Consider the following 26430-nt stretch of genomic DNA (forward strand, 5'->3'; position numbering starts at 1 on the left):
TATCCTTTGCGGCCATGATCGGTGACACAATAACGACATGAGCAGCGCCCGCATTCTCATCGTCGACGACGAACCCGATATCCGCGAGATGATCGGCGAAATCCTGGCCGATGAAGGTCATGAAGTGGCCTTTGCGGCCGACGCCGGCGAGGCGCGCGAGCGACTGCGCGAATCCGCACCGGAACTGATCCTGCTCGATGTCTGGATGCCGGACACCGACGGCATCAGCCTGCTGCGTGAGTGGCGCGATGCCGACGTCCTCAACTGCCCGGTGGTGATGATCTCCGGCCACGGCTCGGTCGAGACCGCGGTCGAGGCCACGCGCCTGGGCGCTTTCGACTTCATCGAGAAGCCCGTGTCGATGGCGCGCCTGATGGTCACCATCGAAAACGCGCTCGAGGCCGGTCGCCTCAAGCGCGAGAACGAGGGACTCAAGCGCAGCCAGCCGGCCGTGCTCGAGCCGATCGGCCGCTCGGCGGTGGTGCAGCAGTTGCGCCAGCGGCTGGAACGGGTGGCCCAGCACGAGGCACCCGTACTGGTCACCGGCGAACCCGGGGTCGGCAAGCTCGAGGCCGCGCGCTGGATTCACGCCCACTCGCGCCGCAGCGATGGCCCCTTTGTCAGTGCCGCCACCCGCGTCGACGGTCAGTCCTTCCAGGTCATGCTGGTCGGCGAGAACGGCTCCGGCGGCTTGCTGGCCGAAGCCCAGGGCGGAGTGCTGTTCATCGACGACGTCTCGCGCCTGGACCGCAGCGCCCAGACGGTGCTGCTCAAGGTGCTCGAGTCGGGCCGCTTGTCGCCCGACCAGAGCGACAGCGCCGAGCTCGATCTGCGCCTGATCGCCGGCACCGGCCAGCCGCTCGAGAAACTGGTACGTGAAGGCCGCTTCGACGAGTCGCTGTTCTACCAGCTCAACGTCCTGCCGCTCGAGATTCCGCCGCTGCGGGAACGACAGGAGGATGTGCCCGACCTGGTGCGCTTCTATGCCGAGTTCTATCCGGGTCGCGACGGCACGCCCTACCGACACTTTCCCGTGGCGGTGCAGAACCGCCTCAGGCAGTATCACTGGCCTGGAAACCTGCGCGAACTGCGCAACCTGGTCCAGCGCCTGCTGATTCTCGGCGGCGGCGAGGAAGTGACCGTGGCTGAGGTCGAAGAGGCCCTGGCTCAGTCCGATACCGGCGAGACCGTCGGCGACCGCAAGGTGCCGGCCCTCTACAATCTGCCGCTGAGAGAAGCGCGCGAGGAGTTCGAGCGCCAGTACCTGACCTTCAAGTTGCAGTCGGTGGAAGGCAGTGTCGGCAAGCTGGCGGAAATCGTCGAGATGGAGCGCACCCATCTCTATCGCAAGCTCAAGCAGCTGGGCATCGACCCCAAGCAGTTCTAGGGACGGGATACCGAGGGGAGTCGCACCATGCAGATCATCATTCTCGGAGCGGGACAGGTCGGCACCGGCATGGCCCGCAGCCTGTCGGCCGAGGATTTCGACATCACCGTCGTCGACACCGACCCGGAGCGCCTGCGCGAGCTGCAGGAAAAGCTCGATATCCGCACCGTGCTGGGGCACGCCGCGCATCCGGAAACCCTGATTCGCGCCGGCATCGAGGATGCCGACCTGCTGATCGCGCTGACCAATTCAGACGAGACCAACATGGTCGCCTGCCAGGTGGCCTACTCGCTGTTCAACACGCCGACCAAGGTCGCGCGGGTGCGCGCTGCCGACTACCTCGCCCACCCCGAGCTGTTCAATCGCGAAAATACCCCCATCGACTTGCTGATCAGCCCGGAAGGCCTGGTTACCGACCACATCCAGCGACTGATCGACTATCCCGGCGCCCTGCAGGTGCTCGACTTCGCCGACGGCCGCGCCCAGCTGGTCGGCACGCGCGCCTTTCATGACGGGCCGCTGGTCGGCCATGAACTCAGGGCGCTGCGCGACAAGCTGCCGCGCGGGGTCGATGCCCGGGTGGCCGCAATTTTCCGCAACGACGTGCCGATCATTCCCGAGGGCGATACGGTCATCGAGGTCGATGACACCGTCTTCTTCCTGGCGGCCCGCGACGACATTCCCGTGGTGATGCGAGAGCTCAGGCGCATGAGCGAACCGGGCCACCGTATTCTGCTTGCCGGCGGTGGCAACATCGGTGCCAACCTGGCGCGCCGGCTGGAGCGCAGCCATCACGTCAAATTGATCGAGCGCGACCCGGTCCGGGCCGAGCGCATCGCTGAGGATCTCGATACCGCCATCGTGCTGGTCGGAGACTGTGCCGACGAGGATCTGCTGCACGAGGAAGGGATCGACGAGACCGATGTTTACTGCGCCCTGACCAACGACGACGAAGCCAATATCCTCTCTTCGATGCTGGCCAAGCGAATGGGCGCCGACAAAGTCATCGCGCTGATCAATCGCCCGGCCTACGTCGACCTGGTCGAGTCCGATCGCATCGACGTGGCGGTCAGCCCGCAGCAGGTCACCATCGGTGCGCTGCTGACGCATATCCGCAAGGGTCACATGGTGCGCGTGCATTCGCTCAGGCGTGGTGCGGCCGAGGCGATCGAGGCGGTCGCCCACGGCACACCGGGGCAGTCGAAAGTGGTCGGCAAGCGCATCGAGGAGATCGAACTTCCGCCGGCGACCACTATCGGCGGCATCATCCGCGGCGAACAGGTGATCATCGCCCATCACGATGTGACGATCGAGACCGACGATCATGTCATTCTGTTCGTCGCCGACCAGCGCTCCATCAAGCGCGTCGAGCGGTTGTTCGCGGTCGACGCCGTGTTCGTGTAGATCGTCGATGAACTTGCGAACTTACGCACCGGTTCAGCGCATCGTCGGGGTGCTGCTGCTGTTTCTCAGCCTCGGTTTTGTCCCGCCTTTGCTGTTTGCCATTTTTTCGGCCGATGGCACGGAAATCGCGTTTTTCGTGAGCTTGGTCTTCGTTGCGATAGCCGGCTTGTTGATGTACCTACCCGTTCGCAGTTCAAGGCGGGAGTTGCGAATCCGCGACGGCTTTCTGGTCGTGGTCGCGTGTTGGGGGGCAGTATGTCTGGCCGGTGCTTTACCGTTCATGCTCGCCATTGGCGCTAGTCCGGCCGATGCAGTTTTTGAATCGACGTCTGGCATCACCACGACCGGAGCAACAGTATTTACAGGCTTGGACAAGATGCCTATTTCAATCCTCTGGTATCGCCAGCAGCTGCAGTGGATGGGTGGTCTGGGCATTATTGTGTTGGCTGTGGCCATCCTGCCGATGCTGCGCATCGGCGGGATGCAGGTTTACAAGGCAGAAGTGACAGGGCCAGTCAAAGAGCGTCGCCTGACGCCTCGCATCGCCGAGACGGCCAAGGCATTGTGGCTGATTTACATTGGATTGACGGTTATATGTGCAGCTGCCTACTGGGCGGCGGGCATGAATCTCTTTGACGCTATTGGGCATTCTTTTTCGACCGTTTCGACTGCTGGATTTTCACCGCACGATGCTTCCATTGGTTTTTTTGAGTCGGCGCTGATTGAATGGCTTGTCGTCCTCTTCATGTTTGTTGCCAGCATCAATTTCACATTGCATTTTCTCGCGCTCAGGCAAGCAACCGCTCAAGTCTATTTGCGTGACCCTGAACTGAAGTTGTTCGTGGGATTGCTGTTGGTGGTTTGGGCCCTTGCGACCGTTCTGTTGTGGCAGCAGCACGTTTTTGATGATTTCTGGGAGTCTACGCGGCACGCGGTTTTTCAGACAGTTTCCTACATGACGACGACCGGTTACGGGACAGATGCCGTCTATTTATGGCCTGGCACCTTACCTCTGCTGCTCTTGCTGATCAGTGCATTGGGCGGCTGTGCGGGTGCGACCACGGGCGGGTTCAAGATCATCCGCGTCTACCTGTTGACCAAGCAGGGTATCCGCGAACTCAAACGACTCATCCATCCTCGTTCCGTCGTGCCTCTCAAGCTCGGTGGGCGTACTCTCAATCAGGAAGTGGCCAATGCCGTTTGGGGTTTCGTCTCGCTCTACATTTTATGCATCGTCGTACTGACGCTCATTGTTTCCGGCCTCGAGTACGACCTCGTCACTGCTGTGTCGGTGGTTTTTTCGGCTATGAACAACCTCGGCCCAGCGCTGGGAGAGGCTGGCCCGCACTGGGGCGGATTGAGCGATATGACCAAGTGGCTGATGAGTTTCGCAATGCTTCTCGGACGGCTGGAAATTTTCACCATCCTGGTGTTGTTGACGCCGACCTATTGGAAACACTGAAACAAGTGGGAAGTGTTCAGTGTGAAGTGTTAAGCAGTACAGAACCCCAAGACTACCCCTTCACACTTCACGCTTATCACTTCACACTATCCTGATGGATCCAAAAGTCATTGAAAAACTCATCGACCAGGGCCGCGATTCCTACGAAGCCCGCCTGGCTGCCGGGCAGGCGCGGCTGAAGGCAGGCGATCTCGATAGGGCCATCGATCACCTTCAAAAGGCCACGGCTCACAAGCCCGAACAAACCATGGCCTGGCAGGAATTGGGCAAGGCCCGCAACGAGTCGGGTGATGCGGATGGTGCCCGTGCAGCTTGGGAGCGGGGCCTGAAAGCGGCCGGGGCCAACGGCGACAAGCAGGCTGAAAAGGTGATCACTGTCTGGCTCCGGCGCCTGGACCGGCGCGATGACTGAAGATGGAAAGCGTGTTGACCTTCTGGTTTTGAATTTCGGTATTTTTTACCAAGTAGCTTGGCAGTATTGGCCAATGCCGACTCAGGATTGGTTCTGTTGTCAGAAAAGTGGCCTATAATCAAACAGATATCCAGGCCCTGAAGCTGGCGCGCGTCTTGCATAGCATCTTCTGGACGCAAATGACCTGAATCGAAGGAATGACATGGACAGCGGGAAATCTTCGTCGAATATTCATGAGCTGGGCAGCGGTCGCTCCGGCGACGCGTTCGAGGTCCCGGCCGATCAGCTCGAGCGCATCATCGCCCGCGCCGCGGTGTTTCAAAACGCCAGCGGTGAGGGCGAGCAGCGTCGCCTGAGCGAGGAGGAGGTGATCAGCATCGGTGAGGAGGTAGGGCTGTCGCCCGGTCACGTCCGCCGTGCCCTGGCCGAGTGGCGCGCCGACACGCTTGCACCACCGGCACCGGAAGATGATCCGATCGCGACACGCCTGGTCGGCCCGGCCCATGTCCGGGTCCGCCGGGTCATCGAAGGGGAGGCGGCCGCCGTACATCGCCGGTTCGAACGACACCTCCGCGAAACCGAGCATATGCGGCCGATTCGAATGCGGGCCAATGAATCCTTCTGGGAGCCAATCGACGGGCTGGCCACTACCCTGCGCAAGGGACTGTCGTGGATGCTGGATGAGGAAGGTCGCAATGATGCGCTCTCAGAGGTTCAGTCTCTGAGCATCGTGACCGCGCCGGCCGGTGATGATCAGACCATGGTCACGCTCAGTGCCGATCAATCCGAGGATCGTTCAAAGCTGTTGCAGGGCTGGGGCTGGAGCTTGGCGTCGTTACTGGTCGTCGCCGTCGTTTTGGGTTGGACGGAGTCGACCTGGCTGGGTGCGCTGTTGTTCGGCGCCGCAGTGGTCGGTGCCGTCCTGGCGCCATTCATGATGAGCCGCAACTTCCGCGCCACGCGCCGGCGTACAGCGTTATTGCTCGAAGGCCTGCTCGACCAGCTCGAATATCGCCGCTAGTTCAAGGGACCAGCCGCGCCCCAGGCGTCTCGATCAATCTTCCCCGAGCAGCTCCCCCGGCTGCGATCGGGCGGCCCGCATGGCCGGTTGCAGGCTGGCTGTCAGCATCAGCAACAGCAGTGTGATGCTGACCGCGGTGCCGATCAGGATCACGGACACATCGGCGCTGATCAGATCGTCGCTCAGCCAGCCGGCGGTGATCAGCGCCAGCAGCGAGCCGATTACCAGGCCAGGCAGGCCGAGCTTCAGGCCCTGAACCAGCACATGCCGGCGAGTCAGGCGCGGCCCGGCGCCCAGGGCCATGCGAATGGCGGTCTCGCGCCGGCCGGCGTCGACCAGGAAACGCTGCATGGCGAAAAAGCCGAAGCCGGCCATCAGCACGACCACCAATCCGAACAGTCCGGTCAGCATGGCTCGGGCGCGGTCGGGGGCGGTCAGTTCGCCCACGATTTCGGTCAGGGCCGTGACCTGGTGGACGTGCAGGATGTCGAAGCGCGCGGCCAGGATTTCGTTTACCGCGGTCTCGATCGCGTCGACATCGGGCGATCCCTCAATCAGGATCGAACCGGTGACGCCAACCACGCCGCTGTGGGTGCTGAACAGCAAAGGCTCGTGCGGACGGTCGGGATGGTCGTAGTGGACGTCTTCGACGACACCGATCACCTGCCCGCGCTGGCCGGTGTCCGGATCGTCGGTACGAAAGATGAAGCGACCGATCGCGTCAATTTCGCCCCAGGCCTGCTCGGCCAGGGTTCTCGACACGACCACGCCCTGTTCACCGTGATGCTCGAATCCGCGCCCGTGCAGTAACCGAATGTCGAGCAGATCGAAGAACCCGGCGTCGACGTTGATCATCCGCGCGGTCATTTTCCGGCCTTCGATGTCCAGGCTCATTGACGCGCGCATGATCTGGCCCGGCACCGGTGCACCGAAGCTGACACGCTCGATGCCTGCGATGCCCTCCAGTCGCTCGCGCACGGCCTCTCGGTAGGCCTGCACGGCTTCCGGACCAGGATGCTCGTAGCCGCCGCCGGGCTGCTCGCTGAACGTGACCGACGCGACCAGCACGCCCTCGGTCGACAGGCCCAGGTCGCGCCGCTCCATCATCCAGACATGAGCCAGAAAGGCGAGGGCGGCGGCGCCGACCAGGCCGGCCAGGCTCAGCTGGATCAGCCCGGCGGCGAACTGGAACGGCCCCGGTCGGGCGCTGGTCTGTCGGCCCATCTGGCCCAGGCGGCGGCCGCGCACCATGAATATCGGCACCAGGGCGACCAGCACGGTAAACAGCGCCGCCAGGCCGGCGGCCATGGCCAAGGCGGGCAGGTTCAGCACCGCGTCGGAAAAGCCGGCTCGCTCGAGAAATGCCAGCTCGCGCATCAAGGCGGTCAGCCAGATCGACAGCAGCATGCCGACCGCGGTCGCCAGAAAGACCAGCAGTCCGGCCTCGGTGATCAACTGTCGGGCCAGGCGACTGCGAGTCGCACCCAAGGTTTGTCGCAGCGCCAGCTCGCGGCGTCGGGCGGGGGCGCGGGCCAACAGGAAGATGCCGATGTTTACGGCGGCCACGGTGGCGACCAGCACGCTGGCGGCCAGCAGCAGCGACACCTGGCGTTGGGCGGCCTGGCGCGCCTGGGGACGGGCAACAAGCCCAGGCAGGACGAGAACCTCCCCAGCGCGGAGAGCGGAGCCCAGGCGCGCGGAGAAATCGTAGTCGGCCACGAAGCGGTTGACTTCAGCCTCCACGGCCCGCGGGCTGGCACCGGTGGCGCTGCGCCCGGCCACCTGCCACATGGCAAAGCGATCGATCATGTTTTCGGGGAAGTTCGGCACCACGTGGGCGAAGAAGCGTCGCCACGGTATCCAGAAGGCGGGGGTCCGCCCGCGCAGGCCGGTGAAATCCGGGTCGGCCACGCCGATTACGCGCCAGCGCTCGCCGGCCAGATCGAGTTCGCGCTGAAGGATGCCCGGATCGGCGTCGAGGTGTTCCTCCCAGAAGTCGTGACTGAGAACCAACACCCGGTCGCCTTCGCCCTCGAGTTCGGCGGTGGTCGGCGCCCGACCCAGATGCATGCGCGGGCGCAGGGTCTTGAAATAACCCGAGCGCACCGGTTCGGCAATCTGGGTCAGCGGCTCGCCCTCGAAGTCGACGTTGCTGAAGCTGCCGAACAGGGCCGCGGCAGCCACCGACTCGAGCGTCTGCGTCACCGTCTCGAAGTTTTCCAGCGCAGTGTGGTCGAACAGCCCTGTGGGGATGTCGCGGCGCAGACCGATGGTGACCAGGCCGCGATCGTCTTCAACGCCAGGCGTGGCGCTCAGGTACAGGTCCGACCACAAAGTGGCCGTGGCCGCGACCAGGGCCATGGCGGCGGCCATCATCAGGATCGCCAGCGCGCTCTGCCAGGGCGTTCTGCGGTAGACACGGAAGGCGTGTCGCAGGTCCGCGATCAGGCCGGACATCATGCCGCGCGGGCTCCGTCGCGCTCGATCCGCCCGTCCCTGAGCTGGATGCGGCGACCGGCGCGGCTGGCGTAGTCGGGATTGTGGGTGACCATCACCAGCGTCGCCCCGGATTGATGCAATTCGCCGAGCAGATCCATGACCTGTTCGCCGGTTTCAGTATCCAGATTGCCGGTTGGCTCGTCGGCCAGCAATAGCGACGGTTTGCCCACCAGCGCCCGGGCAATGGCGGCACGTTGCTGCTGGCCGCCGGAGAGCTGCCCAGGCTGGTGATCGGCGCGCGCGCTCATATCGACGCGTTCAAGCGCCTCATCGACGGCGACGCGGCGCTCGATGGCGCTCAGTCCACCGCGGTAGAGCAAAGGCAACTCGACGTTCTCGCGCACGCTCATTTCGGGAATCAGGTTGAAACTCTGGAAGATGAAGCCGATCTCGCGGTTTCTCAGGCGGGCCTGCTCTTCGGCATCGATCTCGGTCACCGGCACACCGGAGAGCGTGTAGTGGCCCGAGCTCGGTTCGTCGAGCAGGCCCAGGATCGAAAGCAGGGTGGACTTGCCGCATCCCGACGGGCCTTCGATGGCGACGTATTCGCCCTCGTGAATGTCGAGATCGATCCCGTCCAGGGCGTGGGTTTCGAGCTGATCAGTGGTGTAGATGCGGCGCAAGTTGCGCAGGTGGATCAATGTTTGTTGTTCTGTCACGCAATCTCCTTGAATCTCCCCGTCGAAGGGGTCTCTTGATCTCGCCTGGGCCAGGATATGTCGTTACTCGATTCTGACCACTTCCCGATCCTCGTAATCACTCATGTCGGCCAAGATGACCTGCTCGCCTGGCGCGAGACCCGAGCGCACCTCCGCCCGGGTGGCCGACAGCCGACCGATCTCCACCGTCACGCGGCGGGCCACGTCGTCCTCGACCACGAACAGGGTCGCTGACTGATTTTCCTCGCGCAGACTTGATGGCCGGGGAATGTGCACCACGTCATCCAGTCGGTCGAGCTCGATGCGGCCGCTGATGCTCTGATCGGGTCGCAGGGTGGGCAGGTTCTCGTCGGTCAGGGCGACATCTACGGTGATGCTGCGATCGGCCGCAACCGGGTCGATCCGGGCAACCTCGCCAGAGATCTTCGTCTGCCCGAGTTCCAGGGTGACCGGGAAGCCCGGCAGGATATCGGCGGCTTCGCGTTCGGGCACGCTCAGCTGGGCGATGAGGTGACTGGGGTCGACGATGCGGGCGACCAGCGCGCCGGCGGACAATTGCTCGCCTTCGGTGATGTTGACTTCCTGGATCACGCCGGCCGTGCCGGCACGAACTTGCAACTGCTCGACCAGGGACTCCAGATGTGCCACCTGATCGCGTTGCCGTGACAGGCGCGCCTCCGTTGCACTTTCCTTGGCCGCTCTGAAGCGGGGCGAACGGTCGAATCGTGCCTGCTCGGCCTCGAGTCGCTTCTTGAGCTGCTCGACGCGCAGACGCTGTCGCTCCAGTTCGATGGCCGAATACACCTGGGCCTCGCTCAGTTCCTGCTGCGCCTGCAGTTCCATTAGCGCGCCCGTGTACTCGGCCTCTGCGCTGGCCAACTGGGCGATGATGTCGAGCTGGCGATTTTCGGCCTCGACTTCCTCGACGGCTTCTTCGGCCTCGGCCGCCGCCAGGTCCCAGCGAGCCTGGGTCAGTTCTTCCTCCAGCTGCGGGCTGCTCATGACCACCAGAGTGTCGTCGGCGTCGACCCGGTCGCCTGGCAGGACGAGGACTTCCTCGACCACGCCGGCATTGCGGTTGGTCACGGCACGAATGCGCGGTGCAACCAGGCGGCCGGAAGCCGAGACCTCGTGCAGCATCTCGCCGCGCTCGGCCGGTCCTGTCCAGATGCGCTCGCCATCGACGGCCGGTGGGCGATCGAGCACGGCGAAAGCCATCGCCGTGAGTGCCACCACCGTGACGAAGAGAAGCAGTGCCGGGGCCCGTTTCAGCCATCGCCGCTTGCGCGACGGGGAACGCTTTACATCCATGGATTTCGCTGCCTTGCCTGAACGTTCGCCGAGCCAAAGGACCGGCCCGATGAAACTACCTGTTCAAGTCCATCTGATCAACTTCCTTCTTGCGGGTTCCCTTGTCTCGGGCCGGATAGGGCGAGGGCTGGTCATCCGGCTGGCGGCTGAAACGCTTGTAGTTCCACAGGTACTGGGCTGGGTTGCGCTGGACTTCTGCTTCCAGCCAGGCATGCATGGCCGCCATTGCAAGGGCCGGGTCCTCGTCGGCGATGGCGGCTGGGGCCGGCTCGAAGCGCATATGCCAGCCGCGGCCGGGCAGCCGTTCGGCGCTGGCGAACAGCACGGCGCAGCCGGTGCGCCGGGCCAGGCGATTGACCAGGGTCATGGTCAGGGCGGGCTGTCCGAAGAAGTCGACGAAGACGCCCTCGCCCTGCTTGGGCTGCTGATCGGCCAGCAGGCCGATGAGCTCGCCCCGGCGCAGCCCGGCCAGCAGCCGGCGCATGGCTGGGCTGCCACTGGCCACCAACTGCGCACCGAAACGCTCGCGGCTGCGGGTGATCTGCCGGTCGTATTCGGCCTGGCGCGGGGCCTTGTACAGCGCGGTGAATTCCCGCTGCAGCGAAACCCACAGCGGCATGATCTCCCAGTTGCCGAAATGGGCGCCGACCAGCAGCACGCCGCGGCCGTTATTGGCGGCACGAACTACGGCTTCCCAGCCATCGACCTGACGGACATGGCGCTGCAACCGATCACCGGGCCAGTACCAGATGGCACCCGATTCCAGCACCAGCCGCATCATTTCGCGCAGATGCTGCCGGTAGAGCCGCTCGCGTTCGCTGGAAGATAAATCCGGAAAGCAGAGGGCCAGGTTGGTGCGCGCAACATCATGACCGCGCCAGGGCGTCCAGCGCGCCAGCCAGGCCAGCGGCACGGCCAGCCCGTGCAGCAAGCGTAGCGGCATCCAGGACAGCAACCGCAGCAATGCGAGGATGATTCGAACTTTCATGTCGTGTCGGCCTTGGCTGTCGACTGCCTGGGTGAATGTGTAGGATAGCGGCTTGGCCAGCACGGGAGTGAGCGGGTGATCGGACTGCTGCAGCGCGTCAGTTCGGCGTCAGTAAGGATCGAGGGTGAGACCATCGGTGAAATCGGACCGGGCCTGTTGATGCTGGCCGGCTTTCGAAGCGGGGATCGGGCCGAGCGTATTCCACGCTTGGTCGAGCGAGTACTCAACTATCGCGTGTTTGCCGATGAGCAAGGCCGCATGAATCGCAGCCTGCGCGATACGGGCGGCGGCCTGCTTGTGGTGCCGCAGTTCACCCTGGCCGCCGATACCAACTCGGGTAACCGGCCGAGCTTCACCCCCGCGGCCTCGCCGTCCGAAGGCGAGTCCTTGTTCGAAGCCCTGGTCGAGCAGGTGAAACGCGACTGGTCCGATAGCGCTTTCGGGTGCTTCGGTGCGGACATGCAGGTAACTCTGGTCAATGACGGGCCAGTGACGTTTTGGATTGAAGTCGACTAGGGTTCTAGGATTTAGGTGTTACAGGGAGAACCGGCGATGAACAGAGTCATGATCGGCGCCGCCTTACTGCTGGCGCTTTTCGCGATGCCTGTCGCACAGGCATCAAACGATGCCTGGTGGGTCTTCTGCGGCATTTGTGAGTCCGATATGGACTTCCGCGAAGCTGTGCTTGCAGCACCCGGCGGCGACCGCGTGTACTTCGTCTCCAATCCCGAAACGGGCGAGTCGCGCAAGTTCGAGAAGCGCTCTGCCCTGGAAGAAGTCAGCGGCGGTGTGGTGCAGACCACGCACGTTGAAGATCTGCGCCTGGCCGGCGACGAGGCGGAGGGATTTGCAGCCATGATCGATTCGGCACGGATCCTGCAGATCGAAATCGACCGCGCGGACCTGCTGAGTGAGGCATTCGAAAAAGAAGCCCAATCGGTCGCCGACGACCTGCACTGGGGTGTGCTGTCGGCCTCACTGCTCTCCGGGTTGCGAATCGCGCTCTACCGACAGGGACTATTCCCCGACGCCTACGAGGCGAGCGAGGCGGTGGGAACGCCCATCTCGCGGGTGTTCTGGTTCCATGACAGGGATAGCGTCAGGTGGTGGCCCCTGAGCATCCAGGTCGATTACCCGGACGGCAGCCTGCTGGCAATTACGCTCTCTGCCGATGCACTGACCTGGAGCCTGCTACATATCGAAGATGCCGACGGCAATGAGATGCCGGTGTATGGTCCGGATTCAACGGGTCATGCACCGGTGGATGCAGCGGGCTTCGTCGCCCGGGAATTCCTGTTCGGCTCCGGATCAGGGGTGAAGAAAATGCTTGAATGGCTGAACGCGCAGTCGAACCCGGTGCTGGACTGCGATGGGGAGTCGGCAGACAACGGCCGAGTTCGGGTGACCTGCCAACGCGCGGAATGACCCCAGGCGACGCTGAAGGTCTGAACACGCGTAGCCAAGTGTGAACACGGTTTAAACGTTGTCCGTCGGCGATGTAACCCCGACCTACGATGCCGCGAGTCCCGAGTCCCGAGTTCCGAGTTCCGAGTTCCGAGTTCCGAGTTCCGAGTTCCGAGTTCCGAGTTCCGAGTTCCGAGTTCCGAGTTCCGAGTTCCGAGTTCCGAGTCCCGAAACTACCCCTTCAACATCCGCGCCAGGGTGTTGCGGCTGATGCCCAGGCGGCGGGCGGCCCTGGACTGGTTGCCGTCGCAGGCCGTGAGTGCGGTTTCGGCCAGGCGGCTTTCGAACTGCTTGTTCAGGCGGGCGTGCAGGTCGCGCTCGCCGGCAGCCACGCGGCGCTCGAGTTCCTCGGCCAGAAGTTGTGTCCAGTCTGCCTGGGGTGCGGAATCGATTCGGCGATAGTCGGCGGGCAGGTCGTCCGGGCCGACGATCTCGCCCGGCGCCAGCGCGGCCAGGGACTGGCACAGGTGCTTGAGCTCGCGCACGTTGCCGGGCCAGTCCAGCGATTCCAGGTGCGCGATCAGGGCCGGGTCGGGGCTGCGCCGGGGCAGGTTGAACTCGGCCGCCGCCTCGCGCAGGAAATGCCGGGTCAGGGCCTCGATGTCCTCGCGGCGACGACGTAACGGCGGCACTTCCAGTTCGATGACCTTGAGGCGATGGTACAGGTCGGCGCGGAATCGCCCTTGCGCCACCAACTCGGCCAGGTCGCGATGGGTGGCGGTGATCACGCGCACATCGGTTCGGATCAGGTCGTGGCCACCGAGGCGGTAGTACTCCCCCTCGGCCAGAACGCGCAGCAGCCGCGACTGGAGTTCGAGCGGCATGTCGCCGATTTCGTCGAGGAACAGGGTGCCGCCCTCGGCCTGCTCGAAGCGCCCGGCGCGTCGTCCTTCCGCGCCGGTAAAGGCGCCCTTTTCGTGGCCGAACAGCTCGGACTCGAGCAATTCCTGGGGAATGGCGGCGGTGTTGATGGCGACAAAGGCCCGGCTGGCGCGCGGCGAGTGGCGGTGCAGGGCGCGGGCAACCAGTTCCTTGCCGGTGCCGGTCTCGCCGGTGATCAGCACCGGCACGTCGCTGGCCGACAGGCGGCCGATCATGCGGACCAGGTGCTGGAAGGCCGGCGAGGCGCCGATCAGGCCTTCGCTTTGGTTCTGCGCTTCGCCACGCTCGGGTGCCCGGCGCAGGGCCTTGGCCACCAGGCGGCCGACCTCGTCGAGATCGAAGGGTTTGGCCAGGAACTCGAAGGCTCCGCCCTGGAAGGCGCGCACCGCCGAATCGAGATCCGAATAGGCGGTCATGACGATCACCGGCAGGTTGGGCAGCTGGCGGCGCAGGCGCTGCATCAGATCGAGCCCGTTCTCGCCCTGCAGGCGCACGTCGGCCATGACCAGATCCGGCGCGCCCTCGTTGAGAGCACGCATCAGCCCGGCGCCGTCGGCGAAAGTGCGCGCCTGCAGATTCTGGCTGGCGAAATACTCGGCCAGCACGTAGCGCACGGCCTCGTCGTCGTCGATGATCCAGATCGATTCAGTCACGCGATGGCTCCACAGCGGTCTTCAGCGGCAGGCGCAGGCAGAACCGGCTACCGTGCTCGAGCGGCTGGTATTCGACCAGGCCGCCATGGGCGCGGGCGATCTGCTGGACGATGGCCAGGCCGAAGCCGCTGCCCTGATCGCGGCCGGTGGCCAGGGGCAGGAACAGGCGCTCGCGCAGTTCCTCCGGAACCCCCTGGCCGTCGTCCTCGATGTCGACGCGCACCGCGTGGCCGCCGGGCCGGTCGATGAGTGGTGAATGGTGTTCAATCCGGGTGCTGGCGCGGATGGTGGTGGCGCCGGCCTGGGCGCTGTTGCGCATCAGGTTGAGAAACAGCTGGTGAAGCTGGCCGCCGTCGGCGCTCATTTCGGGAATGCTCGGATCGAAATCCTGTTCCAGGGACAGTCTCCCGTGCTGCTCGGCGATGACCAGTTCGGCAGCCTCGGTCAGTGTGCGGTGCAGGTTGACCGGCTCGCTGGCCCGGCGATCACTTTGGGCGAAGCGATCGATCAGCGCCGTGATGCGGTCGACTTCACGCTGGATCATGGCTGCGTGCCGGCCGCTGGTCTCATCGAGCTTGCGGGCGGCGATAAGCTGGGCGGCACCGCGCACGCCAGCCAGCGGGTTGCGCAATTCGTGCGCCAGTTGCCGGGCCATCAGCGACAGGGCCTGGCGGCGATCTGCCTGTTCGGCCAGTTCCCGCTGGCGGACACGCTCGGAGACCGGATGTAACTCGATGACGACCGAATCCCCGTCGGGCTGCAGGCAGACATCGAAGATGCGGTCGTCCCCTTCGAGCGAGGCCTCGGGCGCCTGCAGCGTGCGTCCCTGGGCCAGGACCCTGGCCAGCCATTCGGCCAGCGCGGGCGAGACCCGGTCGATGGGCTGGTTACGCAGCGACGCCCCGGCCGGCCCCAGCAGAGTGGTGGCGGCCCGGTTCAGCCACTGGATACGGCCGTTTTCGGCGACCCGGATCAGGCCGGTGGCCAGTTCGTCCGGATCAATCTTTTCCATTCAGCCGTTGTCGTCATCAGCGATGCTGAAGCTGATCGCAGCAGTGGTTCCGAGCACGCGGCCGGACGGCGTCTGCAGACGGGCGAACAGTCGGTGCTCGCCCGGCGGCGGGGCCGGGATGGTTGTAGTCAGGGATCGAACCGGGGGCTCCATCGGCTCACCGTCGAGAACCAGCGCGATCTCGGCCGTCGGCGGGATATCGATTGCGATGTCCATGATGATTTCCACGATGTCGCCGACGATTGTTTCGCCGTCGGCCGGCTGCTCGATGCGGAAGTCGAGTTCGGCCGGTCCTTCCGGCGGCTGGCCGGTCACTTCCAGCGGCAGTTCCTCTTCCTCGCCCTCGAGCACGTTGAGCTCGGGCAGTTCCATCGGTTCGGCATTGTCGTCCGGCTTTTCGTCGGTGTAGGTGACGTTGCCGTCCTTGTCGACGACGCGATAGACCTTGTCCTGGGCAAGGGCCGGAGTGAGGGCGAGCAGTGCGACGGTCAGGCCTGTCAGGAGTCTGTTCATAACGATTGTGATGCGGAGTGGGGCCCGCTGATCATTCTACCCCTCGCCGGCTGGCTGGGGAACGGTGGCCCGGCGCGCGCCGGGCCACCAGGTACTCAACTCGAGTAGTACATGTCGAACTCCACCGGATGGGTCGACATCCGGAAACGCGTGACTTCCTTCATCTTGAGGTTGATATAGGCGTCGATCAGGTCGTCGGTGAACACATCCCCGGCCTTGAGGAAATCGCGGTCGTTGTCGAGCGCATCCAGGGCCTGGTCGAGGGCGTGGCACACGCGCGGGATGTCGCGTTCCTCTTCCGGCGGCAGGTCGTAGAGATCCTTGTCCATCGGCGCGCCCGGATCGATCTTGTTGATCACCCCGTCGAGGCCGGCCATCAGCATGGCGGCGAAGGTGAGATACGGGTTCCCGGCGGCGTCGCCGAAACGAATCTCGATGCGGCGGGCCTTGTCGGTTCCGACCCAGGGCACCCGGCAGGAGGCCGAGCGGTTGCGGGCCGAGTAGGCCAGCAGGACCGGCGCCTCGAAACCTGGCACCAGGCGCTTGTAGCTGTTGGTGGTGGAGTTGGCGAAGGCGTTGATGGCACGGGCGTGCTTGAAGATGCCACCGATGTAGTGCAGTGCCGTTTCACTCAGACCACCGTAGCCGTCGCCGGCGAACATGTTCGTGCCGTCCTTGGAGAAGCTCTGGTGGACGTGCATGCCCGAGCCGTTGTCGCCCACGAGCGGCTTGGGCATGAACGTGGCCGTCTGGCCCTGACGGTGCGCCACGTTGTGGACCACGTACTTGAATATCATCATTTCATCGGCTTTGCGCACCAGGGTGTTGAAGCGTGTACCGATCTCGCACTGGCCCGCGGTGCCGACTTCGTGGTGGTGAACTTCGACCGGGATACCGATCGCTTCCAGCGTCGCGCACATCAGGCTTCTCAGGTCGGCCAGGCCATCGACCGGCGGTACCGGGAAGTAGCCGCCCTTGACGCGCGGGCGATGTCCGTAGTTGCCGTCTTCGTAGGTCTTGTTGGTGTTCCAGGCCGCTTCCTCGGAGTCAATTTCGAACGAGCAGCCGGAAATGTCGTTCTTCCAGCGTACGTCGTCGAATACGAAAAACTCGGGTTCGGGGCCGAAGTACGCCTCGTCGGCGATGCCGCTCGACTGCAGGAATGCCTCGGCACGCTTGGCCAGGGAACGCGGGCAGCGGCTGTAGCCCTGCATGGTGTCCGGTTCGAGAATGTCGCAGGTCAGATTGAGCGTCTTGAATTCCGAGAACGGATCGATAAAAGCGGTCGCGGTATCCGGCATGAGCACCATGTCGGACTCGCTGATGCCTTTCCATCCGACAATCGACGAACCGTCGAACATCTTGCCTTCCTCGAAAAAGTCATCGTCGACGGTGTGCGCCGGCAGGGTGACGTGCTGTTCCTTGCCCAGCGTGTCGGAGAAGCGCAGATCGACGAACTCGATTTCCTCGTCGGCGATTTTCTTGATGATGTCCTTTGCGGCCATGTCGTCTTGCTACCTCATTAGGGTGTTTGAGTGGATGTCTGATGCCTTACAGTGCATGCGGCGTGCCAGCCTCGGAAGGCCCGTCTTGCGGCGCTTCGTGATTCACATTTGCGCAGATTGTGAGCAATTCCAAGTCATTATGCTTAAATATTGAGCGGCATGCAGATCAATCGCGCAGGGCCGGATTGAGCGTGTACGTTCCGGTCAGGCTAGCCTGGTCAAGCACGTGCCCCTTGAGGGCTTCGACCACGTCATGACCGGTGAAATCCCCGGAGACTTCGAGCCGATCGATGTCGAGCGCATAGACGGTAAACTCGTAGTGATGCACACGCTCGTCGTTCCATGGCGGGCAGGGACCGTCGTAGCCGTAGTAGTTGCCGGCCATGTCTTCGGCGCCGGCCAGGAAATTGGTGTAGTCGTTCAGGCCCTGGCGCGCGCCGGCCGGGCCGGGCGGATCCTGCTTGCCCTTGAGGGTGACGCCATCGCTGCATGCGCCCGTGGCCAGCTCGGTCACTTCGGGTGCAACGTCGACCATCGCCCAGTGGCAGAAATCGACCCGCTCCATGTCAGCCGGCAGGGTCTTGCCTTCCTGGTTGACGTCGTCGGCAGAGGCCGGCACGTCGGGGTCCATGCATACGATCACGAAGGAGCGGGTGCCGGCCGGCGCGCCGGACCAATTCAGATGCGGGCTGATATTGTCGGCCAACGCCATGTGCTCGTCCGGATCGGGCTTGCCGAATGCGAAGCGTTCGTCGATGGGTGCGCCCTCGCGCAGATCGTTCGACTCCAGTTGCATGTGAACTCCTTCTCGATATCGACATTCCATCTCGTTTAAGCTTACCAGCCTGACTTCAACCCTGTGCCTGAACCGATGACGAAAAGACTGCTGCTGGCAGCCGTGCTGCTCTTCCCCCTGACCGCTCTGGCGGCGCCCGGCCTGTCCGAAAGCATCGAGGTTGACGCCTCGATTCCGGCTCCGGCCGAAGTGCTTGGATTCGAGCCCGGCGAGCGTCATCCGCGGCACGATCAGATCGTGCGCTACCTGCATCGTTTGGCCGAGGCCTCCGACCGGGTCCTGATCGAGGAAATCGGCAGCACCCACGGCCACCGGCCGCAGGTGATGCTGACCTTCGCCTCGCCCGAGCGCCTGGCCAACATCGACGAACTGCGCGCCGACCGCACCCGGGCAGCGCGCGAGGGCGACGGACCGCCGGTGATCTGGTTGGGTTACTCGGTGCACGGCAACGAGTCTTCCGGCGTCAGCGCGGCACTGGTCATGGCCTGGTACCTGGCCGCCGGGCAGGACGAGCGCGTGCGGCGCTGGCTCGACGAGCTGGTGATCGTGATGGAGCCGGCGATCAATCCCGACGGCATCGACCGTTTCGCGCACTGGATCAACATGCATCGCGGCAATCATCCCTCCGCCGACCCGAACGACCGCGAACATGCCGAAGGCTGGCCCAACGGCCGCACCAACTACTACTGGTTCGATCTCAACCGCGACTGGCTGCCGCTGATCCACCCCGAGTCGCAGAACCGCATCCGTCAGTACCGGCAGTGGCGCCCGCATGTGATCACCGATCACCACGAGATGGGGCGCAACAGCACCTTCTTTTTCCAGCCGGGGATTCCCGAGCGTGCCAACCCGCTCATTCCCGCGGCCAACCAGGAGCTGACCGGCACGATTGCCGAGTTCCACGGTCGTGAGCTCGACGCCGCTGGTGAGCCCTTCTACGCGCGTGAATCCTTCGACGATTTCTACATCGGCAAGGGCTCGACCTATCCGGACGTTACCGGCGGCATCGGCATCCTGTTCGAACAGAGTTCGAGCCGCGGCGTGGTCCAGGAAAGCGACTACGGCCTGAAGCAATTCGACGCCACCGTGGCCAACCAGGTGCGGACCAGTCTGTCGACCCTGGATGCAGCGGTAACGCACGCCGATGATCTGATTGATTATCAGCGCGATTTTTTCGCCGACGTCCGCGACCAGGCCGGCAGCTGGGAGCAGTCCGGCTGGCTGCTCGGCGATGGCGGCGACCCCGCGCGTGCGCGCGCCCTGATCGACATGCTGTTGATCCATGGCGTCGAGGTGCGGCCGGTCGATGAGGCCGTGACGATCGATGAACAGCGCCACGGCGCGGGTTCGGCCTGGGTCATCCCGGCCGATCAGGACCACTTCCTGCTGCTCAAGTCGATCTTCGAGCCGGTCACCGAGATGGAGGTCGAGACCTTCTACGACGTGTCCGCCTGGCCGATGCACCTGGCGCACGATCTGCCGCTCACCCCAGTCCGGCGCCTGCCGGCGGCGGGTGATGCCCTGAACGAGCCGCCCGTTCATTCCGTGGCCGCACCGGCCAGTGAGGCCGTGGCCTGGATGATCCCATGGAACCAGTACCGGGCCGACTCGGTGCTGGCCGAATTGCTGGCCGACGACTACCGGGTTCAGGTCGTCTCGGAACCGTTGACGACGGCTACCGATCGCGGCGAACGCGATTTTGAACGCGGCACCCTGATCATTCATGCCGGCATCCAGCCGGACGAAAGTGATCCGGTTGCGGACCGCCTGGCCGAGCTGTCGGCGGCGCACGGCGTCGAGGTCGTGGCCGTGGAGTCGGGCCTGGCGCGATCGGGCATCGACCTCGGCTCGCCCTCGGCACCGGTGCTCGAACCGGTTCGACCGGCATTGCTGACCGGGCACGGTGTGAGCCCCTATGCGGCCGGGGCGACCTGGCACTGGTTCGATACCCGCCTGGGCCAGCCGGTCACGCAGCTCGACACGAGCGACATCGGCCGGACCGACCTGTCGGATTACACGCATCTGATCGTGCCGCCGGGCTGGTACGGCTCATCCGACGACGGACTGAAAAAGACATTGGCCGGCTTCGTGCGTGACGGTGGCACGGTCCTGGCCTTCGGTGGCGCGGCAACCATGGTCGAGTCGCTGGATCTCAAGTGGTCGATGGTCGAGGACGACGAGAAAGATGAGGAGGAAGCGGACGAAGAGGAGCTCGAACGCCGGCCCTATGGCGACTTCCGCCAGGATTCCGCACGCGAACTGATTGGTGGCAGCGCCCTGCGCGTCGACATCGACCGCACCCACCCATTGGGCTGGGGCTATGCCGACGACGAACTGGTGCTGTTCCGCCAGGGCCGGCATGTACTAAAAGCCGTCGACAATCCCTACGCCCAGGTCGCGGTCTATGCCGACGAACCGTTGGCGGCCGGCTATCTGTCGGAAGACAACCGTGAGCGCCTGGCCGGCACGGCGGCGGTCAGCGTCATCCGCCACGGCAGCGGCACGGTGATCCGCATCGCCGACGAACCCCTGTTCCGCGGTTATTGGCGCGGCGGAGAAAAACTTTTCGCCAATGCGCTGTTCTTCAGCCAGTTGGTTTCGCCGACGAAACTGCCCGACGAGGACTGAGGGCGGAAGATAAGCAAACCGCAAAGACGCGAAGAGCGCAAAGAATTAAGAGCGGCGCGTCTCTGCGCTTGGTCAGGAAGTCGCTGTCGGGATGTTTGGAAGGCTGGGAGGCTTGCTTGAACTGACAAGGGTGTACGGTACGGCGGCTGCCGGCATTGCGGTAGTCGCTTTACTCACCAGCTTGTTTATCGAGTCCACAACGCCGCTCAAGGTGGATCTCGATCTTGTCCTCCAGTCTTCCGGCGACTCGACTTGGCTGGAGGTCGAAGCAGGGCTTTCCCGCTGGTTTCACAGCCAGGAGCTGCTTCAAGCGGAGGAATGTGGCATTGCTTCTGCTTCCTCCGGAAATGAACACCCGGTCTTCTCCTGTACCGTCACAGCGGCCGATGTGGACGCGTTCTTCGATGCCTTCGAATTGCTCCAGCAGGAATTTCCTGTTGATGATGTCGAGATATATGGTTGGGAAATGGCAACCCGCCTGGCGTCCAACGATATTCCGTTGTGGTCCATCGCTGTTGTTGCCGTCCTCTATTTTGTCCTTGTAGTGTTCATGACTCGGCACCTTGATGTTGGTCAGGATCTTGCGTCTGGTGCTCAGGCTTTGCGATCTCGTCCGTGGCTGCCACTTGCTCCGTTGGGGGTCTGGTTCGTAGTTGCAAATGTCAGTTTTGGTGTAATGGCCATGCTCTTCGGCGATTCCGTGCCATTACCGTTGGCCAGTGAACCCATTGTTGGCGAACGGGATCTCGAGTCGGCATTCCGATCAGGGATGGCCGTGATGCTTACGCCCTGGCACATCCTGCTGGCCACCGTGCTGGCTCCCTTGCTGGAAGAGACCGTGTTCCGCCAGGTTGCTTATCGACGACTTGCCGCACATCGCCGCGTCTGGATTCATGCGCTGGTGAACGCCTGGTTCTTCATGCTTGCGCACATCGCGGTCGCAGGGTTGGGTTGGGTGTTTGGTGTGGTCGGCAATCCGGTTCAATCTTCTGCTGTGGTTATTCCGGTCTGGTTCTTCGTGGGCTTGCTTTTTTTCTGGGTCAGGCACCGGTATGACTCATTGAGTCTCTGCATCTTCCTTCATGCCTTCTACAACGGCGCTACTCTGGTCGCCGTCTACTTGCTGCTTACCAGCTGATTGCGCACAGATCCGTCGCGCCCGTTCAGCGTGGTTCAGATGCTCCCTGAATATGCTGACAGTTCAGACAATGCGCGAAAAACGCCCCTGCGACTGGCCGGCTGGCGCCAGGTAGGCATCGAAGGTCTTGGCGATGGCGCGCAGGAACAGCAGGCCGTTTTCGGTCACTTTGAAGCCGTGCTCTTGGAGCTCGATCAGGCGGTCGTCGGCCAGGGGCTGAAGCCGCTGGATTTCGGCGGCGAAGCATTGTTCGAAATCCAGGCCGTGGGCGCGGCCGACGGCCGGGAAGTCGAGCGCTCCGTTGCACATGATGCGCTCGATGATGTCGGCGCGGATGTGGTCATCGGACGAGCGGGTCAGACCGCGTGCGGTCGGCAGGCGGTCCTCGATCAGCGATACGGTCCAGTCCTCGAGCTTGCGGTGATTCTGGGCGAAGCTGTCGCCGACCTGGCTGATGGCGCTGGGGCCGAAGCTGACCAGGTCGAGCCCGCCGTGCGTGGAATAGCCCTGGAAGTTGCGCACCATGCTGCCGTCGCGCTTGGCCTTGACCAGCGAATCGTCGGGCCGGGCGAAGTGATCCATGCCGATGAACTCGTAGCCGGCGTCGAGCAGGCGCGCGAGCGTGTTGCGGAAGATCGCCAGCTTGGTGGCCGGGCTGGGCATCTGGTCGTCCTGGATCTGGCGCTGAGCCTTGAACAGGTGCGGCAGGTGGGCGTAGTTGAACAGCGAGATGCGGTCGGGGTTCATGTGGATGATCGACTCGACCGTGCGCGAAAAGCCCGTCGTCGTCTGCAGGGGCAGGCCGTAGATCAGGTCGACGCTGATCGATTCGAAGCCCACGCCGCGGGCGGCGCCAAGAACGGAGGCGACCATGGCGGTGTCGTGAACGCGGTTGACCGCCTTCTGCACCTCGGGATCGAGATCCTGTACGCCGATGGACAGACGGTTGAAGCCGATCTTCCTGAGTTCGCGAATGCCGGCCGGATCGACTGTACGCGGGTCGATTTCCAGGCCCAGTTCGGCATCGGGTGCAAACCTGAAGTGTGTTCGAAGTAGCGCCATGAGCTGACGGATCTGCTCGGTGCTCAGAAACGTGGGCGTGCCGCCGCCGAGATGGAGCTGGCGCACCGGCCGGTCGCGATCGAAGCGCGGCGCGACCAGGCGGAGTTCCTTTTCCAGGTTGACCAGGAATTCCTGCCCGGCGGTGGTCGAGCGAGTGATCACCCGATTGCAGGCGCAGTAGAAGCACGGGCTGGCGCAAAACGGCACGTGCACGTACAGCGACAGGCCGGCCGGCATCGGCAGCCGGTTGCTCTCGGCAATGGCCGCCTCGTATTCGGCCGGACCAAAGTCCTCGCTGAACTGGACCGCGGTCGGATAGGAAGTGTAGCGGGGGCCTTCGCCGCCGTACTTTTCAATCAGGTCGGCGTCGAATACGGGTCGCATGAGTTCTGACATGGTGGCTCTGCCGCATGTTTTCGTTGATTCGGGGCCCAGCGTAGTGCTGCCGCGGGCGCCTCGACTTGATTCCTGTCAAAAAAGTGCATTTCAGGTCCCTGAATGTCCGCGGCCCGCCCGGCCAGGGCTTTCTGCTACATTGCGGGGCCGAGATCTTCTGACGGAGGAAAACGCCCGTGTTCCGCATAACGCTGCTTGTCGCCATCGCACTTTTCAGTCTGCCCCTTTCTGCCCAGGACAACGGGAACGAGGGCGAGAACAACCCGCCCACGATTGAAATCGGGCGAGTGCTGTCGCTCGGACCGCTGCCGGTCGATACCGATCGCCTGTCCCGGTCCGGCCATGCTGGTGCCATGCAGCGGGCGCTGGTCGGCCAGCTCGACGAGGGTGAGCTGCCCGCCGCTGGGGGCGAATTGTCGATCTTCGGCCAGTCCGCGAGCTGGGGCGAAATCGAACCGGCGGAATTTGCGGAAGAATCGGCGCTGATGCTCTGGTGGTTTCAGCTCGAAGCCGATCGCTTCGTGCGCGGGCACCTGAAAATCGAGGGCTTCGAGAAGCCGGTTGTGTACGTCGATGGCCGACTGATCGAATCCGGCGACGACGGTTACGCCCTGGATCTTCGCAACGGCAGCCACGGCATCTGGATCGTGCACGCCGGTGCTTCGGCCGAAGGCGATCCAGCACTGCGATGGACCGGGCGGGAGGCGCAGGACCGGGTATCGGTCTCCCTGCGCCCCGAGCGCCGTGTTTCGGCGCAGCTTCTGACCAACGCCGAAACGGTCGGCGACATGGCCATCTCGCCGGATGGTCGCTACCTGGCGCTGGCCTTCGAACGCCGTGACGAGCCGGCCGATGCCGATATCCAACGCCTTGAAATCCGCGACCTGCAGACCGACCGCATCGTGCGGCACTGGACCGGCGAGCGTCCCGCTGCCCTGGCCTGGAGCCCTGACGGCCGCAGCCTGGCCATTCAGCAGGGTGACAGCCTGTGGCTGCTCGACCGCGAAAGCGGCCGGGCACGCGCCCTGCTGCTCGAGCACGAGGGTCTCGGCAGCTGGCGCTGGCACCCGGATTCCGATTCGATCATTTTCAGCTGGACCGACAAGGACGACAGCGAAACCGACAAGCGCCGGCGTCTGCGCGCGCTCGAGGACCGCTGGGCCGGTTTTCGCGACAATAGCCAGATTCACCAGGTCGATATCGAAAGTGGCCTCGTCCGGCCACTGACCGCCGCCGATCGTTCGGTCACCCTGCACGATGTGGAAGGCGATCGCCTGTTACTGTCGCAGCGCAGCATCGACTACGCCGAGCCACCGCACAGTCTGTTTCGCATCTTCGAGCTGAACCTCGATGGACTGGAAGAGCGCGACGTCGTCGAGTTGCGCCAGTTCGACGATATCCGCTTTGCCGAGGATGGCTACTGGCTGCTGGCCGGTCCGGGCCTGCCGATGGGCGACGGCAAGACCCTGGGCGAGGAACGTGCCGCCAACGAGTACGACACCCAGCTCTACCTGCTGGCTGCCGATGGGGCGTCGGCGACCAGCGTCAGCCGTGACTTCGATCCGGCCTTCAGTGGCATCGAGCGCCTGGCCGACGGCGACCTGCTGCTCTCGGCCGTCGATGGCGAGCGTTCCGCGCTGGTGCATTTCGACGGCGTCGACCAAGTACTGACCCGGGTTGATATCGGCGTGGAAGTTATGGAAGGCTTCGTCGCCTCGCGTACCTCACCGCCGACGGTGGTCGTTCGCGGCAGCGATGCCACGGCACCGCAGCGTGTCCATCGGGTCGGCATCGACGGCGGCATCGAAATCCTGTTCAATTCGCGCGCATCGTCCTATGCCGATGTGGTGTTCGGTGAGGTGCGCGACTGGTCATTCACCAATGCCGACGGCGAGGCCATCGAGGGTCGCTATTACCTGCCGCCGGACTTCGACCCCGAAAACGAGTATCCGCTGATCGTCTACTACTACGGCGGCACCATGCCGGTGAATCGTCAGTTCACCGGCCGTTATCCCTTCAACCTGTGGGCGGCCAACGGCTACGTGATCTACGTGCTGCAGCCGCGCGGCACGATCGGCTATGGCCAGGATTTCTCGGCCAGACACGTCAACGCCTGGGGCGAGTACACCGCTGACGACATCATCGAGGGCACGCAGAAGTTCGTCGCGGCGCACGAATTTGTCGACGGCGAGAGGATCGGCAACATCGGCGCCAGCTACGGCGGTTTCATGACCATGTACCTGGCCACGAAGACGGACCTCTTCGCAGCCTCGATCTCGCATGCCGGCATCAGTGCGCTGACCAGCTACTGGGGTGAAGGCTGGTGGGGCTACGGCTATTCCGGCATCGCCAGCCGCGGCAGCTTCCCCTGGAACAACCGCGAGCTCTACGTCGAACAAAGCCCGGTTTACAACGCCGACAAGATCACCACGCCCATGCTGCTACTGCACGGCGATTCCGACACCAACGTTCCACCGGGCGAGAGTCACAACATGTACACCGCGCTCAAGCTGCTCGGCCGCGAGGTCGAAATGGTCGAGTTCCCCGGCGAGGACCACTGGATTCTCGATCGCGAAAAGCGCTACGTCTGGTGGGACACGATGCTGGCCTGGTACGACAAGTGGCTCAAGGATGAGCCGCAGTGGTGGCAGTACCTGTATCCGGAAGCGACTGATGAATGAACCGGACCGAACGCTCGCCCTGGTCGATCGGCAGGGGGTCGAGGCCTTGCTCGATGAAGTGGCCCGGGTCATGGCCCCGCAGTTGGAACCCGAGACTGCGCTGGTCGGCCTGCTCAGGCGCGGAGCGCCCCTGGCCCGGATGCTGGCCGAACGTCTCGAGCGCATCAATGGTAGGGCGCCGGAGGTGGGCGAGCTCCTGCTCAAGCGCTACGGTGATGATCTGACGCTGCTGCACGATCGGCCCGCCCTGGACGAGGACTCGCTGGACATCGACGTTACCGGACGCCACCTGATCCTGGTCGACGACGTGCTCTACACCGGTGAATCCGCATTTCGCGCGGCCGGTTTTCTGCGTGCTGCAGGTGCCAGCCGGCTGCAAATCGCAGTGCTGTGCGCCCGCGACGAGCAATTCATGCCGGTGCATGCCGAATTCGTCGGCCGCCGGATCGACGTCGGGGAGGGCTGGGTAATCGAATGTTCGGTGCCGCCTTACGAATCCGAGCTGGGCATTGCGATCAAGCACCACTCGACGATCGCTTCGGATTGATCGCCGCCCA

At 63.9% G+C, this 26430-nt stretch carries 21 protein-coding genes; 11 read left to right on the forward strand and 10 right to left on the reverse strand.

The window, feature by feature from the left end:
• Positions 1-37: 37 nt before the first annotated feature.
• From G4Y73_RS09930 to G4Y73_RS09950, 5 genes are all read left to right on the forward strand, one after another.
• Positions 38-1387, forward strand: a complete 1350-nt coding sequence (locus G4Y73_RS09930) for a sigma-54 dependent transcriptional regulator (RefSeq protein WP_164231483.1) — start codon at positions 38-40, stop codon at positions 1385-1387.
• A 27-nt stretch (positions 1388-1414) separates the two neighbouring features.
• Positions 1415-2791 (forward strand): Trk system potassium transporter TrkA, encoded by a 1377-nt coding sequence (trkA, locus tag G4Y73_RS09935; RefSeq protein ID WP_164231484.1) that lies wholly within the window; start codon positions 1415-1417, stop codon positions 2789-2791.
• A gap of 7 nt (positions 2792-2798) precedes the next feature.
• On the forward strand, positions 2799-4253 hold the full coding sequence (locus tag G4Y73_RS09940; RefSeq protein WP_164231485.1) for a TrkH family potassium uptake protein: 1455 nt from the start codon (positions 2799-2801) through the stop codon (positions 4251-4253).
• A gap of 94 nt (positions 4254-4347) precedes the next feature.
• Positions 4348-4665, forward strand: coding sequence for a tetratricopeptide repeat protein (locus G4Y73_RS09945; RefSeq protein WP_164231486.1), 318 nt, complete (start codon positions 4348-4350; stop codon positions 4663-4665).
• A gap of 202 nt (positions 4666-4867) precedes the next feature.
• Positions 4868-5686: a hypothetical protein gene (locus tag G4Y73_RS09950; protein ID WP_164231487.1), complete on the forward strand. Its 819-nt coding sequence runs from the start codon at positions 4868-4870 to the stop codon at positions 5684-5686.
• A gap of 33 nt (positions 5687-5719) precedes the next feature.
• Here the strand turns inward: G4Y73_RS09950 and G4Y73_RS09955 are convergent, their stop codons facing one another.
• The 4 genes from G4Y73_RS09955 to G4Y73_RS09970 all read right to left on the reverse strand — a co-directional run bounded on the left by G4Y73_RS09955 (position 5720) and on the right by G4Y73_RS09970 (position 11143).
• Entirely contained in the window at positions 5720-8146 is a 2427-nt protein-coding gene (locus G4Y73_RS09955; protein WP_164231488.1) for an FtsX-like permease family protein, read from the reverse strand.
• On the reverse strand, positions 8143-8844 hold the full coding sequence (locus tag G4Y73_RS09960) for an ABC transporter ATP-binding protein (RefSeq protein WP_164231489.1): 702 nt from the start codon (positions 8842-8844) through the stop codon (positions 8143-8145). Before G4Y73_RS09960 ends, G4Y73_RS09955 begins: the two co-directional genes overlap by 4 nt.
• 63 nt (positions 8845-8907) lie before the next feature.
• Positions 8908-10155: an efflux RND transporter periplasmic adaptor subunit gene (locus tag G4Y73_RS09965; RefSeq protein WP_164231490.1), complete on the reverse strand. Its 1248-nt coding sequence runs from the start codon at positions 10153-10155 to the stop codon at positions 8908-8910.
• Between the two features lie 55 nt (positions 10156-10210).
• On the reverse strand, positions 10211-11143 hold the full coding sequence (locus G4Y73_RS09970) for a lysophospholipid acyltransferase family protein (RefSeq protein WP_164231491.1): 933 nt from the start codon (positions 11141-11143) through the stop codon (positions 10211-10213).
• A gap of 75 nt (positions 11144-11218) precedes the next feature.
• On the opposite strand from G4Y73_RS09970, the gene dtd reads away from it, so the two are divergent.
• Together dtd and G4Y73_RS09980 are read left to right on the forward strand one after the other, a co-directional pair.
• Positions 11219-11659, forward strand: coding sequence for a D-aminoacyl-tRNA deacylase (gene dtd, locus G4Y73_RS09975; protein ID WP_164231492.1), 441 nt, complete (start codon positions 11219-11221; stop codon positions 11657-11659).
• A gap of 36 nt (positions 11660-11695) precedes the next feature.
• A complete protein-coding gene (locus G4Y73_RS09980) occupies positions 11696-12568 on the forward strand; it encodes a hypothetical protein (protein ID WP_164231493.1) in 873 nt (290 codons plus the stop codon).
• Positions 12569-12780: 212 nt separating this feature from the next.
• Here G4Y73_RS09980 and ntrC read toward each other — a convergent pair whose 3' ends face one another.
• From ntrC to G4Y73_RS10005, 5 genes are all read right to left on the reverse strand, one after another.
• On the reverse strand, positions 12781-14142 hold the full coding sequence (ntrC, locus tag G4Y73_RS09985; protein WP_164231494.1) for a nitrogen regulation protein NR(I): 1362 nt from the start codon (positions 14140-14142) through the stop codon (positions 12781-12783).
• A complete protein-coding gene (locus tag G4Y73_RS09990) occupies positions 14135-15154 on the reverse strand; it encodes an ATP-binding protein (RefSeq protein ID WP_164231495.1) in 1020 nt (339 codons plus the stop codon). Before G4Y73_RS09990 ends, ntrC begins: the two co-directional genes overlap by 8 nt.
• Positions 15155-15667: a DUF4124 domain-containing protein gene (locus tag G4Y73_RS09995; RefSeq protein ID WP_164231496.1), complete on the reverse strand. Its 513-nt coding sequence runs from the start codon at positions 15665-15667 to the stop codon at positions 15155-15157.
• Between the two features lie 95 nt (positions 15668-15762).
• Entirely contained in the window at positions 15763-17172 is a 1410-nt protein-coding gene (gene glnA, locus G4Y73_RS10000; protein ID WP_164231497.1) for a type I glutamate--ammonia ligase, read from the reverse strand.
• 166 nt (positions 17173-17338) lie between these two features.
• Entirely contained in the window at positions 17339-17968 is a 630-nt protein-coding gene (locus G4Y73_RS10005; protein ID WP_164231498.1) for a YbhB/YbcL family Raf kinase inhibitor-like protein, read from the reverse strand.
• 75 nt (positions 17969-18043) lie between these two features.
• On the opposite strand from G4Y73_RS10005, the gene G4Y73_RS10010 reads away from it, so the two are divergent.
• Positions 18044-20596, forward strand: a complete 2553-nt coding sequence (locus tag G4Y73_RS10010) for a M14 family zinc carboxypeptidase (protein WP_164231499.1) — start codon at positions 18044-18046, stop codon at positions 20594-20596.
• 112 nt (positions 20597-20708) lie between these two features.
• Positions 20709-21734 (forward strand): CPBP family intramembrane glutamic endopeptidase, encoded by a 1026-nt coding sequence (locus tag G4Y73_RS10015; protein ID WP_164231500.1) that lies wholly within the window; start codon positions 20709-20711, stop codon positions 21732-21734.
• Positions 21735-21797: 63 nt separating this feature from the next.
• Here G4Y73_RS10015 and hemN read toward each other — a convergent pair whose 3' ends face one another.
• A complete protein-coding gene (gene hemN, locus G4Y73_RS10020) occupies positions 21798-23192 on the reverse strand; it encodes an oxygen-independent coproporphyrinogen III oxidase (protein ID WP_164231501.1) in 1395 nt (464 codons plus the stop codon).
• Between the two features lie 176 nt (positions 23193-23368).
• On the opposite strand from hemN, the gene G4Y73_RS14285 reads away from it, so the two are divergent.
• Both G4Y73_RS14285 and G4Y73_RS10030 read left to right on the forward strand, forming a co-directional pair.
• The gene (locus tag G4Y73_RS14285; RefSeq protein ID WP_164231502.1) at positions 23369-25873 is read left to right on the forward strand and encodes a S9 family peptidase; all 2505 of its coding nucleotides are present in this window, start codon (positions 23369-23371) and stop codon (positions 25871-25873) included.
• Positions 25866-26420, forward strand: coding sequence for a phosphoribosyltransferase family protein (locus G4Y73_RS10030; protein ID WP_164231503.1), 555 nt, complete (start codon positions 25866-25868; stop codon positions 26418-26420). The genes G4Y73_RS14285 and G4Y73_RS10030 overlap by 8 nt, the downstream gene beginning before the upstream one ends.
• The last annotated feature ends 10 nt before the right edge of the window (positions 26421-26430 follow it).

Origin of the sequence: Wenzhouxiangella sp. XN201 (genome assembly GCF_011008905.1) — a bacterium.
Classification (GTDB): Bacteria; Pseudomonadota; Gammaproteobacteria; order Xanthomonadales; family Wenzhouxiangellaceae; genus Wenzhouxiangella.